This is a genomic window from Microbulbifer mixtoriginis (SeqCode), assembly GCF_052468275.1.
This window is the reverse complement of the sequence record NZ_CP174341.1, coordinates 1,365,253-1,381,304: the sequence shown is the minus strand read 5'-3', so window position 1 is coordinate 1,381,304 and position 16,052 is coordinate 1,365,253. Positions and strand designations below refer to the sequence as shown.

At 47.7% G+C, this 16,052-nt stretch carries 8 protein-coding genes; 2 read left to right on the top strand and 6 right to left on the bottom strand.

The genetic code is table 11. The features are described from left to right. Positions 1–346: 346 nt before the first annotated feature. Both mmsB and ACJJIC_RS06000 read right to left on the bottom strand, forming a co-directional pair. Positions 347–1,255: a 3-hydroxyisobutyrate dehydrogenase gene (gene mmsB, locus ACJJIC_RS06005; RefSeq protein WP_444903192.1), complete on the bottom strand. Its 909-nt coding sequence runs from the start codon at positions 1,253–1,255 to the stop codon at positions 347–349. Positions 1,256–1,312: 57 nt separating this feature from the next. Then, positions 1,313–2,419, bottom strand: coding sequence for an enoyl-CoA hydratase/isomerase family protein (locus ACJJIC_RS06000; protein WP_444910547.1), 1,107 nt, complete (start codon positions 2,417–2,419; stop codon positions 1,313–1,315). Between the two features lie 181 nt (positions 2,420–2,600). Between ACJJIC_RS06000 and ettA the strand changes: the two genes are divergently transcribed. Beyond that, positions 2,601–4,265, top strand: coding sequence for an energy-dependent translational throttle protein EttA (gene ettA / locus ACJJIC_RS05995; RefSeq protein ID WP_444910548.1), 1,665 nt, complete (start codon positions 2,601–2,603; stop codon positions 4,263–4,265). Between the two features lie 781 nt (positions 4,266–5,046). On the opposite strand, the gene ACJJIC_RS05990 is transcribed toward ettA, so the two are convergent. Genes ACJJIC_RS05990 through ACJJIC_RS05980 form a run of 3 tightly spaced genes read right to left on the bottom strand, consistent with a single transcriptional unit; the run spans position 5,047 to position 11,106 of the window. Next, a complete protein-coding gene (locus tag ACJJIC_RS05990; RefSeq protein ID WP_445356609.1) occupies positions 5,047–7,185 on the bottom strand; it encodes an ATP-binding cassette domain-containing protein in 2,139 nt (712 codons plus the stop codon). Further along, complete coding sequence (locus ACJJIC_RS05985; protein ID WP_444910550.1) at positions 7,175–9,919, bottom strand: ATP-binding cassette domain-containing protein; 2,745 nt, start codon at positions 9,917–9,919, stop codon at positions 7,175–7,177. Before ACJJIC_RS05985 ends, ACJJIC_RS05990 begins: the two co-directional genes overlap by 11 nt. Next, complete coding sequence (locus ACJJIC_RS05980) at positions 9,919–11,106, bottom strand: HlyD family secretion protein (protein WP_444910551.1); 1,188 nt, start codon at positions 11,104–11,106, stop codon at positions 9,919–9,921. The genes ACJJIC_RS05985 and ACJJIC_RS05980 overlap by 1 nt, the downstream gene beginning before the upstream one ends. Before the next feature lie 1,120 nt (positions 11,107–12,226). Here ACJJIC_RS05980 and ACJJIC_RS05975 point away from each other — a divergent pair. Continuing rightward, the gene (locus tag ACJJIC_RS05975) at positions 12,227–12,547 is read left to right on the top strand and encodes a hypothetical protein (protein WP_444910552.1); all 321 of its coding nucleotides are present in this window, start codon (positions 12,227–12,229) and stop codon (positions 12,545–12,547) included. A gap of 93 nt (positions 12,548–12,640) precedes the next feature. Here ACJJIC_RS05975 and ACJJIC_RS05970 read toward each other — a convergent pair whose 3' ends face one another. Beyond that, on the bottom strand, positions 12,641–15,628 hold the full coding sequence (locus ACJJIC_RS05970; protein WP_444910553.1) for a TonB-dependent receptor: 2,988 nt from the start codon (positions 15,626–15,628) through the stop codon (positions 12,641–12,643). Positions 15,629–16,052 lie beyond the last annotated feature (424 nt).

Sequence of the window (16,052 nt, the reverse complement as noted above, 5' to 3'; positions counted from 1 at the left end):
CTTTGGAAGGCCCCCTCCAGGCACAATCACAAGTCGCAGGCAGGTTAACCGCTGGCCGCAATAGTGAGCTTGATCCAAATCAAGCTGTAGAATTTCGCGGAATTAAAAGCAGCGTATTACCCATAACGCTTGTCTGGCCAATCATCAGATGGCCTTCCGAGCGGGGCAGCGAAGATAGCGATAGGGGTGTAATGAAGGAACGGCTAGGGGGCTAGTAATTGGTACCTATTGCCAATTTTGCGAACTGGTCCAAATTTTTAACGTTAGGCGACACTGAAGCAAAGCTCCCTCTCCGGTACTGGCCAGAAACAATCAACTGAGGAGGGAGCCCGCGGAAGCTAGAAATCTACCAGGTCAGACCACCTGCCGGGCGGCGGAACATATTCTGGATACTGGAGAAATCCAACTTCTGGTTTTCGTCACTGGCTCCATGTAGCTGATAAAGGTTTTTTGCCAGAGCCCCCATAGGCGTGGAAGAGGCACTGGTAGCTGCGGCATCCATGGCGAGCCCCAGGTCTTTCAGCATTAGCGCCACGGTGAAACCACCAGAGTAACCATTTGCTGCAGGTACATTCTCCATAGCACCTGGGTAGGGATTGTAATTGGCCAGAGACCAATTGTTGCCAGAGCTCTGCATCATGATCTCGCTTAGAACCTTGGGGTCCAAGCCTTTGTCGACCCCCAACTGCAGGGCTTCGGCGGTACCGGTCATATGGATAGCCAGAAGCAGGTTGTTACAAATTTTTGCCACCTGCCCTGCCCCAGCCGAGCCGGCGTGAAAAATCTTGGCGCCCATCGCCTGTAACGGCGCCCGCGCAGCATCTACTGCCGCTTCTTCACCTCCACACATAAAACACAAGCTGCCAGCCTGAGCTGCCGCGGTACCCCCTGAAACTGGCGCGTCAATGGCGAGTAGGCCCCGCTCAGATGCGGCCTCATTCACCAGGCGGGCATCTTCTGCAGAGATGGTTGAGCAATCGATAATCAGAGTATTCTCAGCCAGGCGGTTCAGCAGCCCCTCTTCTCCCAGATAAAGCCCTTTCACCGCCGCACCACTGGGCAACATCGAGACTACAATGGAAGCCCCCTCAGCCGCCTGCATTGGGGAGTCGCAGGGCCTACAGCCATCTTCTTGCGCCTGCGCCAGAGCCGTGGGATTGAGATCGAAAGCCGCCACACTAAAACCGGCTTTCACCAGATTGGCCGCCATAGGGCCGCCCATATTCCCCAGACCAAAAAAGGCTATTTTTTCCATAAAAGCCACTCCATATTTTGTTGTTGGTATCCCGTGCGTAAAGCGGCCCGGGTCGCGTTATAAATCCACAAGCGGATGCGCACTGCTCCAGGGAGCAGTAAAACAGCTCTCCAACTGTTGTGGACTAATTTCCTCCAGGCTAAGGGGCCGCCACTTTGGTGTGCGATCCTTGTCAATCAATAGAGCCCGCACCCCCTCCTTGAAATGACCACTGGCACAGAGGTTTACCGCGAGAATCAGCTCCATCCTAAACACATCGGCTAGAGACAAGTGGCGCGTACGACGCAACTGCTCCCACACCACCCAGGGGGTCAATGGCGAACCACCGGCCAGAGTAGTGGCGGCGCGCTGCAGCCATTTATCCACTCCTTGGTAGGCGCTGATTGCCGCGCAAACCTCAGGCAGGCTGGCAAAGTCGGTAAGCTGCTGGATCTGATCGTAGTGTTCACGCAGCTGTGATTCCGGCCGCTGCAATGGGGAGAGTTCGCAACTTTTAAGGCAATCGCTTACAAGGCGGTGGTTAAACGCACAACTGGCCGAATAATCCAGCGCCGCCAGCGCCGCCAACACGGGCTCGCGCTGATCCTGGGCAATAATACGGTCGGCCATACCGGCAAACAGGGCATCGGCCCCATTAAACTGGGCCCCTGTCAGCCCCAGGAAAAGCCCCAGGCGACCCGGCATACGGTTCAGGAACCAGCTTCCACCCACATCGGGAAATAAGCCGATAGTGATTTCCGGCATCGCCATACGTGTGGTTTCAGTCACAATACGGTGGCTGGCGCCTGCCATAATGCCGATACCACCGCCCATCACAATACCGCCACTCCAGACCACGATTGGCTTCGGATAAGTGTGTATTTGGTAATCGAGACGATATTCACGAGAGAAGAATTCAGTCGTGTAACTATATTCCGGCGTCTCACCGTAGGCGGCCGATTGCTCATACAGCGCCACCACATCGCCCCCAGCACAGAAGGCTTTATCTCCACTGCCTTCTATCCACACAGCGGCCACGTCATCGTCATGCGCCCATTGACCTAGTTGCGCTGAAAGCAGATCAATCATCTGCAGGTTGAGCGCATTAAGCGCCTTGGGCAGGTTGAGGGTCGCAATCGCCAATGCGCCGCGCCGGGAGAACAACACCGGGGAGTCCTGATCCATTGCTATCTGTCTTATTGCTCTTGTACTAATTAGCGTCGCAGTTAAGCACAGATCAGATTCAACGTCAGCCACACGCGAGTACAACGGCGACATGCTCTGCGGCGCGGTTGCACTTTTTACGCAAACTGATAAGTTGCGCGCAAAATCTGAGCGATTGCAACACCCAGTTACGGAACCCCAAATGGCTGAATACGTATACACCATGAACCGGGTGGGCAAAGTAGTGCCCCCCAAACGTGAAATTCTGAAGGACATTTCCCTTTCCTTCTTCCCCGGCGCCAAAATCGGCGTACTCGGTCTCAACGGCGCAGGTAAATCCACCCTGCTGCGCATTATGGCTGGGGTCGATCAGGACTTTAACGGCGAAGCCCGCGCAATGCCCGGCATCAAGGTCGGCTACCTACCCCAGGAACCGCAACTCGATGCCAGCAAGACCGTGCGCGGCAACGTAGAGGACGGTGTACGCGAAGCCATTGACGCCCTCGCCGGCCTGGAACAGGTCTACGCCGATTATGCCGAGCCCGACGCGGACTTCGATGCCCTGGCCAAGAAACAGCAACAGTTCGAAGACATTATCCAGGCCTGGGACGCCCACAACCTGGAGCACCGCCTTGAAGTCGCCGCTGACGCACTGCGCCTGCCGCCCTGGGATGCAGACGTCAACAACCTATCCGGCGGTGAAAAGCGCCGTGTGGCCCTGTGCCGCCTGCTGCTGTCCCGCCCGGATATGCTGCTTCTCGATGAGCCCACCAACCACCTGGATGCAGAATCCGTATTCTGGCTGGAGCGCTTCCTGCACGATTTCACCGGCACTGTGGTAGCCATCACCCACGATCGCTACTTCCTCGACAATGTTGCCGGCTGGATTCTGGAACTGGACCGCGGCCACGGCATCCCCTGGGAAGGCAACTACACCACTTGGCTGGAACAGAAAGAAAAGCGCCTGGAGCAAGAGCAGCGCGGCGAACAGGCCCGCGCCAAAGCCATGCAAAAGGAACTCGAGTGGGCCCGTCAAAATCCCAAGGGCCGTCAGTCCAAGAACAAGGCCCGTTTGTCCCGCCTTGAAGAAATGCAGTCCCAGGACTTCCAGGCCCGCAACGAGACCAACGAAATCTACATTCCGCCCGGCGAGCGTCTCGGCGACAATGTGATTGAGTTTAAAGAAGTAAGCAAAGGCTTCGGCGAGCGCCTGCTGATCGACAACCTGTCTTTCCGCGTGCCTAAGGGCGCAATTGTGGGTATCGTCGGCGGTAACGGTGCCGGTAAGTCCACCCTGTTCCGTATGATCAGTGGCACCGAGCAGCCGGACTCCGGCGAGATCAAGACCGGTGAAACCGTTAAGGTCGCCTACGTTGAGCAGGGCCGTGAGAATCTGGATGACAGCAAGACCGTATGGGAAGCCATCTCAGACGGCCACGATATGCTCAAGATCAACAACTACGAAGTGGGCTCGCGCAACTATGTTGGCCGCTTTAACTTCAAGGGCAGTGACCAGCAGAAGCGCGTAGGCGAACTCTCCGGTGGTGAACGCGGACGCCTGCACCTGGCCTACACCCTCAAGCAGGGCGCCAACGTACTGCTGCTGGACGAACCCTCCAACGATCTGGATATCGAAACCCTGCGCGCCCTGGAAGAAGCCCTGCTCAACTTCCCAGGCTGCGCCCTGGTGATCTCGCACGATCGCTGGTTCCTGGACCGCGTTGCCACCCATATCCTCGCCTATGAGGGTGAGAGTGAAGCGGTCTTCTTTGAAGGTAACTACACCGAGTACCACGAAGACTTTGTGCAGCGCAAAGGCGAGGATGCCGCACCGCATAGGATGCATTATAAGAAGCTGAAGACTTGATCAAAAAAGCCCGCATTATGCGGGCTTTTTTACAATCTAAGAAAACTAAACCATAGTCGCGTTAATATTGATAAGTGTCCCGTAAAGACTGTTAAAGACGCTGACCTCAAGTAATACAGGGAAGATACTAAAGTTCACAGAAAGAGCCTTTGCAAATGTACTTGTAAACTATGAATTTAATAAAAGCATCGATCAAACGGATGCTAAATCCATCAAGTAATTGCGAAAGCTCGACATCAGCTACGTACTTGATAATCACTAATCAATCGTAAGTAACCACACCGAAATATATATTTTTCGCAGACGTTTTTTTCTTATGGACTGACAAAAAAGATCCATGAGATTGAGATATTGAAACTTTTATTGCCCAAGAAGATAAGGCTGTCAAGCGTCACCACAATGACAGTATAGAAACCATGTGCACCAGTAGTGAAATATAATATTGAGATTTGCATTTCATGTAAATCTCAATCAAAAAATCAACGCTGAAAAACTACAAACTTATATTATAGCGTATAAGATAAGGCCAGAGAAAAACTTCCTCCAATTAACAAAGAAGAGAAATTATCTATCTCTGGCCACACTGCAAATTATACAGCGAAGAAAGAAATCTCTTCGGGAGGATCGATACCACCTATAGGACCTACCTGGATATCGCTTTCAGTATACATACGCCTGCTCCTTTTATCATTAATTCTAAAAAGTTATCTAGCAGATATACACATGCTAGATAGTCATAGCTTAACCCGCCTTCTTCAATCACACCACAATTAACCAAAAATTATGGGTGAGCGATCACAATTAAGCTATTCGAATATTTTTGCACACAATGAAACGATCGTCTTAAATTATCTGGATCCAAAGCTGCAAAACTCTCATCCAGTACCAACAACTCAGAATTCTGCAAAAGTGCCCGTGCAATAAACAAGCGGCTCATCTCACCGTGAGACAATCTCCATCCCATTTCTCCCACCGTCTGTAACATCCCTGCAGGCATTTTTTTAATCAGTGGAGTCAAACCTAATTCATCACAAACTTTATAGGCTCTACGAACACTCTCCGCCTTTGGTGGCCATTCATCACCCATTAATAAATTAAATAAGAAAGAATCGCCAAGTACATGGTTTTCATGAAATTGTGGTACTGATGCAACCAGCCTGCGCCAATACTCAGCACCAATACTGGTTCTATCGTACCCATTAATAAGTAATATACCCTCTCTTTGCTTTTGGATACCGGCAATCACATTTGCAAAAGTAGATTTACCTGAACCAGAAGCCCCCTGTAAAATTACTCGATCACCGGGATAAATACTCAGCTTACAGTTTTTTAAGACCATCTTGTCTTGATTAGGGTAATTAAAACTTAAGTCACGGATATAGCACAATGGCTGCTTGGGCCCTTGTATGTCTGAATGAACTTTATTGGCCAATGAGATAGAGGTAACGCCCCGCTTTAAAGCAGCCTCCAAGGAAAAAAGTTCACGCACTTTTTCCCAAGTCACCAGGGCGCTGAGTCCACTGGAATACCCTGTCATGCCTTTCAGTACTGCGCGATATCCAAGCAGTACCCCCCCCAAAGCCGCAGCAATTTGCCCACTCTCAGTATTGCTATTGACAAAAACAGGCACCAAGCCAGTTATACCCAATAGCAACCAGAAACGTGGCAAAAATGCGACGAGCCGAGTCATGTTGCCATCCATTGCCGTAGAACTTCGCAAATACTCTTCCAGTTCCTGATCTTCCCCCCGGTGCCAATCCGAAGGTTTCTGCTGTGCCAATCGAGTCCGATGGCCAAGCATTTTCTCAATTAGACGGTGGGTCATACTCAAACGTTGACCAGTCCAGTATTGACGAGCCAAATACTGGGCACGCCCTAAAGCGATGGCTATAAGTAAAAATATGGTCAAAATCCCCAACGATATTGGAGTTCCAAGACTTAGCTGTAGCACTATGAAAGCCAATACCAGCTCTACACCACCGAGTAGTAGCATAAAGCTCGCCTGTAGCGCACTGGCTTCAATATTTTCTGCATCATAAACACGCCCAAGTATCTGTCCCGACCCCATATGGCGCACCTTGCCTGGATCTATTCGCAAAGCGCTGGCGAGTAAGCGCTGCTTCAACAGAGCACCAGTTTCTAGCGATATGGAACCTTGTAACCGAGCAGTTAAGAGTGAAAGGGGGATCTGTGTTATCAGTAATAATACCCAGGCTACCAGCCAGCCACTATCTACATGGCCATCAAGAACAGCACGACCTATCAACCACCAGCTGGCTATAAACAAGAGTACTTGTACTGTGTGGCAGGTGATCATACTTAGAAAGCGCAAATGCTGGCGATGATGGCGCAGCTGCTGCCAAAAAGAGCGGTGGGAAGGCTGCCGCAACAACCAGCAATCATCGATTTCTAGCCCTACTAGATTTTCTCGTAATAATGCCTCGGTGGCTTTTTTACGCCGCCGCCCAACTATTTCGGCACTGTCCAGTAGGCGTGCAATACGTTGACGCTGAGGTGTTTCTTGTGCGCTTGTTAGTACTCTCAACACTTGACCTGGACGCAGCTTTACGACTTGTTGTGATGGCGTAAGAAGATGTAAAAAACGACGATTACCACCACACAAAGCAATGAAATATTCCCCCTCCGCAAAGCGCAAACGCAGTAAGGCTGGTGCGGCCCGAACCAGCATCTGCTCCAACTCCCCATATTTGCAGTTAACTTGCTCAATATTTAAATCGAAAGCTTCTGCCTGTAACTGTAAGCGAGCATCTGTATCCCAATATACTTGCGCTTTGCTTTCGGAGTCAGGAACTGCAGGCTCAAGGCCGCTATGAAGAGCCAAGGCTTTCACTGCACCATCTAGCTGGGCAGTAGGCCAACAGAGATGGCGCAGCTTGCTTATGGAAGCTTCAAGTTTCACTATGCACCTCTTGAGACTGCACAGCGCCTCTATCTTGAGCCCGTTTTTTTATTGCAGATTGAAGCTCAGTAATTCGCCCTTGTTCCATACGCAGATGGCGCCAATCGGCACTTTGCCAACACTCTTGCCAGAGTCTCTTTTCCGCTGTAAGAAGTTGGACATAACGAGATTCAGTTTGTGTTTCCAGATTTGCGGGTGCGTCATCCTCAATAATTTGCCCATCTTCTACCACCAATACGCGAGGAAAATCTTTGGTTTCTGAAATATCATGAGTGATGCAAATTAAGGTGGTGTCTTTCCATACTCGCCTTACACGAGCAAGTAAGCGCTGGCGTTGCCCGCGGTCTAGCCCGCGAAACGGCTCATCTAAAATGACACAAGCTGGAGACTCTCGGCCTAGGGCACGACCTAATCGCACGCGCTGCCCCTCCCCTCCGCTGACAAGCGCACCACTTTCCCCCAAGGTGCTCTGTAAACCTTCAGGCAAAGAGGCAACTAGGTTTAATAGATCAGCCTGTTGCAGTGTTGGGAACAAGGAGGAAGAGGAGTTATTACCGTAGTTTAGGTTATCCAGCAAACTGCTATTCCAAAGTTGTATTGCAGGGTCGACCCAAGCACAACTTAGACGAAAACGACACAGTAATTCACCCTGTAATTTCTCGCCATTTAGCAATAGGATTCCACTCTCAGGGTTATGCCAACCCAACAATAAACCGGCCAAGCTTGACTTGCCAGCACCAGATGAACCAACAATGGCGACATGCTCCCCGGAGGCAATATTCAGATTAATATTCTTAAGAATACTTCTACCACTGGCTTTAACACTGACATTATCAAAACGAAATGATACAGGCGCCTTTAAAGGTTGAACCCTTTTATCATTAAAAGGCTCTTCACTAGCACCAACCGTAACCGCTTGCAGCGGCTCTAAAGCTCTCAACAAGGTATTCCTATGACGAGGGTAGCTCCGCATTAACTGTGCGATATCTTCCCCCAGTGGCGGTAGTGCCAATACCCAATAAATAAGCAGAAGTAAGTAGGGATTTGCCCCTAGGGTCTGAACACAGTAAATCACCAGTACACAAGTGAGAACCCCATTCACAATCAGCTGCACCGCTTGGCTATTAAGCTGGAAGCACAAAGAGGAATAGCCTGCTTTAATCCACTCGGTGAGCAAACTTTCATGTTCACGGCGAACAGACTCTCCAGCACCGTGTGTACGAATTGGTATTATTCCCAGCAGGGCATCCATATAAAATCTAGCCAGAGCGCCAGTATGGGTCTGGACACGCATATTATGATCACTAAGTACTGGCTGAAATAGCAGAGGAATAACTACCTGTAACCCCGTTATTAATAACACCAGAGGCGCGGTTGTGGGCGCTATCCAAACGATACCAATAGCTGTTGTGAGCAGTGACAACCCTTTGAAGAGTATCCCTCCCCCCAGTAAAGGCAACTCTCTCAGAGCTGCTATACGATGACCTCTCTCTGCGGTATCTGAGGTTGGGCGGCTTTGAAAGAAATGATCTGGTATTTTCGGCAATGCGGAAAGAAAGCGCATGCGAAAACGATTTTCCAAGTGCTTACCAATAATTAACTGTAGCTTGGTCATCGGCCATTGCACAAGTATGAGTGTCAACATAAATCCCAGTAATAAAGTGACAGCGCCGATTCGCTGCACCTCCGTAGCTAGTTCCGAGTGGATATCGATCAAACCTCGAAATAGCAGTGCCTCAACCATCACACCAAGCACCGCAGCGAACATCGCTAGCATCACGATACTCGGGGCAAGCAAACCATCCTCTCGCAAAAACTCCCATAACTGACGGAGTGGGCTTATTGACTGTACTTGTAAAGCTTTGCTTAGAGCCTCCGATTTAGGTTTGATTTCTTTCCTTTCACGTACTCCCTTTACGCTGACTATTACGGCGCCGCTAAACTCCAACAGCTCTGGTCTAAGCTCAACTGTGTCAACTTCTTCAGTGCCGGGAGAACTGGAAGGGCGTACACACCAATAGCTCTGTGGCACTAGTTGATAAGCGTTAATCGTGTCTTCTGAAAAGTCACTTATCAGCCTTTGCAACAATGCACTTGTTTCTGCCCCTCGTCGCACCGCACCAGAGCCAACGAGCGCTGCCAACATTCTTACACTGGCATCTAGAAAAGCCAGTGAGAGCCAGTCCCCTTTCTTCAAGGCTTGCTCACACATTACTTCGCTGATGGATTTAGAAATTCTCAGCTGTTCCATCCGCTCTTGCAGGGGATCGATAAAATCTTTTCCTCCAGCCCAACTTCTCCACCCTTGCGGCGGAACGCGCATAGTGTGGATATGCAACTCATCGAGAAAGTGTCGCGCACTGGGCCAACGTCTTCCCGAGGCTGGGTCCATAACCTGTATAATTCCTCGGTGATTACGCCAAGCCACAACAAAGTGAGTATTACCATTGGGCAAGCGCACTACCACCAGCCCCGGCAAGTAGCCTGCTGAACCTAACAGCAAGTGATCTTTGGGCACGACCATCTGTGCCGCATCCAACCCCAGCTCAACTGCAATTTTCTCTAGGGTATTAATAGAAGTGCCGTCTACATCAGTTTGACAAGCATCACGCAAGTGGCCGTAATGTACATTTACACCAAAGCCTTCAAGCAAGCTCTTAAGGGATGCAGGGCCACAATCCATATTGGAAGTTTGCACAACTTCGGGAACCAACCAGCGAACTTGTCCCTTCACTACAGGGTCTCCAACGAATTTACACTACTTTCTGCTTGGCCTGATAAGAAGTCGCCAGCACTTTGCAATAGCAACTGATATGGTGTCTTTACTCCAGTGGCAATCTCTACCCTTGCTGGTAGGTCATGCAATAGCGGCAACTGTGGGGGAATCTCTCCACGGAGAGATAACTCAACGAGAATCTTTCCTTTTTGCACAGCACTAGCGACCCGCTCTACACGGGCCTGTAACTGACCATAACGCGCCCAGGAAAACCCATCTAATTTTACTCGCGCACTCTGCCCTGAACGAATATGTCCCAAAGCAAGGGCAGGAGAGAAAAACGCCTGTACGGTGATATTACCCTCAGCCTGTAGTGTGGCAATCTGTTGCCCTGCGACTAATACCTCCCCTTCCTGAATATCCGCCAGTGAAGCAAGCTTACCGGAGATAGGCGCACGCAGACGCTGTTCATCTACCGCCAAGGTGCTCTGCTGAATGCGAGTATCCACCTCCGCCAGCTGTCTTTGTAGATCTGCTCGACGCTGTTCCAATTCACTCATGGATAACTGATACTCGCTAGCCAATTGCTCCCGGCGATCATGGGTTGCTCTTATTGCCGCTTTCGATGCGAGAGTGGCCATGGCCATTTGCTGATAGGTACGTTTAGCTGCAAGGTAATCAAGTTCAGAGCTTTGCTGTTTCTTCAGCAAGCGTTCATAGCGCTCCGCCACATCTGCCTGAATCTGCTGGTTGTTCATCTGAAGTTTGTGCTGTTCTTGGAGCAGCTTCAGCTGATCACTTAAAGCCTTGTCGTCTTCAGTAAATTTTTTATCCCGTAAACGCTCTTCTCGCTCTATTGCCAGTAATTGATCCGAGAGGCTCTGAGATACTCGAAAATCACCATCTAGATCCAAATCAAATGCCCTGGTATCCAGCTCTATTAGCAAGTCTCCTTCTCTCAAGGTATCTCCCAACGAGGCAGTAATAGCAACTACTCTTCCTGTACTCTGAGTGCTGACATGTACGGTATTCTGCTCTTGTTCAAGTCTCGCCTGGTCACTAACGCTATAAACCGTGATTTCTTTAAAAAAAAACCATATCCCCCAGCCCAGTAATAGAAATACCCCTAATGTGCTTATCAGCGCTAGAGAGTAGATTGAGTCGGAGTTGATCGCGCGGGAAGTTTGAATAAACGGAGTTGGCAATAGGATTCACCCTGTTTGTACCAGTTAAGGCGAGTAAGATATTCATTGTATTTATGCGAAACCAGTGTGATCTGTGTGCCGCGGCGCCAAATCTAATTCTCTATTATCTGATAGTCAAATTCGAAGAAATTTTACTTGCTGGAGAAGTTTCACATCACTATCAAACCCGTGATAACAGCTCAAGCAGGCCTGGAAATATCGAAAAAGGCAAGGGCTGATAACTCACCCCTCTTTAGATATTTGAAATTAGGATATCAAGCAATACCTCTGGGGCCATCTGAGGACTTCTGCGCTCTATACTGAGTAGATTGACGATAAAATTACAGCCAATTACAAAAACCCTGGTACTGATACACGGTCTGTTTCATAGTGGTTGGTACTGATCTAAAGTCAATCAAAGGCTCGCGCTGGGTCTTTAGCCTAACCCAAACAGGCCTAGGTGAGTGCCAACACCTCCTTTCCACTAAAGTGGGTATCAATACTTTCTTTGACGATATAGTCAACCTGATAGCAGGGGAGGAGTTACAAGAAATACTGGTAGTGGGGCACGGCCTTGGTGGGATCACAACCTCCACTTTATCTGATAAATTAAGAGAGCGTATTCAGCATTTGATTTATCACAATGTTGCTACCGCTCAGGTGAGCCATTGCTTCTATAAATAGCTGCCATGAAAACAGGGCCCAGAGATTCGCTAATAGCCTATTAGTTCGGGGCAGCCAATTTTTTATGCCTACCTCAGCCTCCAATTTTGATATAACAAATCCGAATGATATAGCTTAGGTAGAGAGCCACCTTACCCTATCCAGTTAGAACTTATCTAGACTCTGTAAATATATCGAAGCTTGTTGGATCAGGGTTAGACTGCACTTACATCGCGTACAGTAAAACTCTACACCCCTCTTTTTCATTCAAGCAGACACTGGGCAAAAACCAAAATAACTAGAAAATTAAATATACAACAACAGTGCACAGCGCCCCCATTAATGACCCTTATATTGCCAGTGATACCCTAATAGATTTGTAAAATTAGCAGCTCATTTTTTAACAGCTACACTAACTGTATATTAGCTGCACGAAGAAGCGAGAGCCTCTTCAATAGAGATACTAGGAATCCCGCATATGTCCAGCTGTAAAATATTTGTAGAAGTCTCGAAGATAATTCCTGACTCTGCAGCCAATATCTTTAATGAGATAGTCACCAAGCGCTTGGAAGCAGAGGGAGAAAAGATTCCAGTTATCGTGATCGAATCCAAGCAGGTTGAGCCGGCCGGTTGTTATATCGAAATTCTCTGTAATAGAACACCTCATCGCACTCATGAGGTGATACAAAGCATGGCCATTGAGCTAGATAATACGGCTAGAAGTATATTTCAGATTGACGAACCTATCGGAGTAAGGATTCAAATGGTGGATGATGATTTTTTATCCAGCATAAACTAGGCCTTGAGAGTAAACATGAACACTCTCGATAAAGGAGGCCTTCTTTTTATAGAAGACCTCCAGCAAAAAATATCAACTTACAACAAATTTTAGCTAGAACCTAGCACTTGCCCCAAAGCGAAAATACCGAGGGACTTGATATTCTTGATTTACCCCCCAGCTTGGATCTAACACACCGGGACTTGACTCAGCAAACTCATAAACCTCTGTTTCAGCATCCGCATCAAGCAGGTTAAAGACCTCAGCTCTAAGCTCCACATCAGCCAAACCAATGCGAGTACTATAGACAAGGGATAAATCTATCTGATTGACCCAACTAGTTCGCCCTCTACTGCCTCGACTTGTCTTAATAAGATTTCCATTTGAGTCAGTCACATAATAAGTATCTCCATAAGCCGGGGTTCCATTGGGATGGCCAGCACCAAAGGAGTTAATTGGACGTCCTGATTGCAAAAGAAAATTAGCCCCCAACAAAAGATTCTCCATCACCTGATAGTTCCCATAAATTTTTATTTTATGAGTACGATCATTTGGCAAATATCCGTTGGCTCCATCCATCAACTCGGGGAAATCAAAATCTTGGGTAATCCCAGCATCATCCTGGGCGTTGTCCGACTTAACGTACCCCTCACTATTCCCCTTACTCTGAGACCAGGTGTAACTCGCATTTAAACCCCAAATACCATCAAAGGCGCGCTTCGCGGAAAATTCTAACTCCTTATAAGTCCTTTTGGCCTCTGGATAGTTAAGCAGTTCAGCCGAAAATGTTGTCATTTCCAACTGGCCCGTTCCATAACGATCGTAAGGTATGGTGATATCACTTCCCGGGTTTGCAAGCACATAACCATGACCATCACCAGTGTGCTCATATCCCAAAGCATCTACCGCATGGTCAATACTCACATCATCAATATGTGATTTTAAATCACGATAGGTAGCTTTAATTCCCAATGTCCAGTCATCAGCAAAAAGCCTCTCATAACCAAGAATAAACTCATCCTGATACATAGGCTTGAGGTCTTTATCCGAGAGCTGAGCACTATCCGGCACATTACCATCTGAAGTTACCCTTGCGGATCCAACTTCTTCAGATGTAGGAACGCCATCGGCACCAACATTTGTAGGGGCATATGTTTTCGGATCGTATTCACCATCAAAAATGAAATACCTTTCAAATCCCAATTCACCGCCAGATAAGCGCACATTGGTATTGGAAGCGATAGGCATAAAGTAACGACCCCAATTGCCATATACTCTGGACTCGCCATCACCACCTGGATCCCAAGAGAAGCTTAGCCGTGGCGCCCACTGATCATCAATTTCAATAAAAGTATCGCCTTCTCCATTAAAATTGGAGAAAGTTTCATTACGAATTCCTGCACTTAAAGTAAGTGTATCCGTAATATCCCAGGTATCTTCGATATAAAAAGCTTTTGACTCAACCTCAAAGTCCCCTTCTACATCGCCAACCCGATAAGAGACTATATGAACAAGAGAGCCATCACCATTTACATTGTCAACCACCGTGCCATTGGGAAGCTCTACACCAGGTTTATATGAATCATAAGTGTAAAACACTCCCCCATCTTCCCTAAAACCTGTTCCAGAATAAGTTTCTTTAGACGAAGAGGAGTTAGTTTCCTGATCGTAGCCGAAGCGTATTGTGTGATCATTAATCACCCACTCAAAATCGATACGATCAGCTACCCTTTCATCACCTCCAGACTGAATTCTAGAGCTAGCTTGACAGCCAGGTCTGTCATCCGTATTTCCAGGTAAAGCACCGGCACTAAAGTCCCTTACATACGGGCACTCCATATCAGTTGTACTAATTGTAGTAAGTGAGTATTCATTCTGGCCATGGAGCATAGAAACACTGAAATTATCTGTTATCTGACCATCATAACGAACCAGCCAGTTATCTCCGCCACGCTTATCCCACTTAGTGCCCGTATACTCTTTTTTATCTCTATTAAAATAGTCGTAATTGAATTGATCATTTTCCCTGGTGCGTTTGTCTGAAAACTGCATATAAGAGAGGATATGATTATCAGTTACATTCCAGGTTAAATTGACTCCCCAGAAATCATCATCAATACTTCTATCGTTGTATCTGCTTGGACTCCCTCTTGTAGTGAATTCTTCAACCGTTTCCTGCTGTTCGTAAAGGACATAGAAAAATAATTTATCCGGAATGATAGGGCCACTAACATAATAATCTGTTGTGTACTTGGACTCCTCATTTTCCGAATTTAAGTCATAGAGAGTCCCATCTGCAGAGAGAGAGTCCGGTGCTTCTGAACGCAAGGCTGCTGGCTCATAATAGGCAACAACACCATATTCAAATTCGTTGGAGCCTTTCTTGGTAACGGCGTTGAACACTCCCCCCAAAGAGCGACCAAATTCAGCACTATACCCCCCCGTTTTTATTTGGAACTGGTCATAAAATTCAAAAGGTACCGATGATCCACCCAACCCGTTGCGGAAATTAGTGACATTGAGGCCATCAATGTAATAGGCGTTTTCTCCTACGGAAGCCCCCCCAAACGATATAAGATCCTTATCTTCACCAAACCCAGAATCACCTAAAACAGTACCAGGAGCCAATAAAGCAACCGATTCAATATTACGAGCAACCGGTAACATCTCTATATCTGACAAGCCTATATTCAGTGCAGATTCTGCCGTGCCAGTGCGGATCTGGGGAATCGCCTCCCCCACTACAACCACCTCCTCCAGATCTCCCAATATCAACGGTATATCCAACTTGGTAGAGCTACCTATTGAAACGGCAACGGCTTCAACCACCGCGGGCTGGTAGCCATCTTTCTGAACAGTCACCTTATAGATGCCTGTGGGCAAATTCACACGGAAGTCACTATCCTCACCCGTGGACATAGTCCTTCTAAAGCCATTTTTATCATTTTCTATGATAATTGTAGCGCCACTCAGGTCGTTACCACTGCTACTAATAACTGTCCCATCAATAGACCCATTCACGTTGCCTGCTGCCAACGCTTGCCCCCCAATAACCGGCAAGCTAATAGATGCAGCCAGCAGCACTCGCTTGAAGTTCTTCATAAAGCCATCCTTTTGATTATCAATAAATTTATAATTTATTATTTACAAGCTTTACTTAAACCGATGATCGTCCCCCAGCGACCTCATTATCAACTCTAATAAAATATTGATTCAACCAACCAAAACAGCCATATTATTCCCCTTCAAACAGCCAACACAACAGGCATGAAAATTTATTTAAAATGAAAAATATTATTAACGCCACAAAATCGACCCCTATAACCTCCCCAACAAAAATAAATTAATAAAATGATTTAAAAGCATTAAAAGCGACGCAAATAAACACTCAAACAGGACTTAAAATCATCACGAGAGAAAAAGAAAGGGAGGCAGAGATAGTCCGTCTCAGGTCTAAATCAATAAACGAGAAGATTTTACTAAATCATCAGAAAGATGATCATCAATTCATCTTGTCAATTTAAGA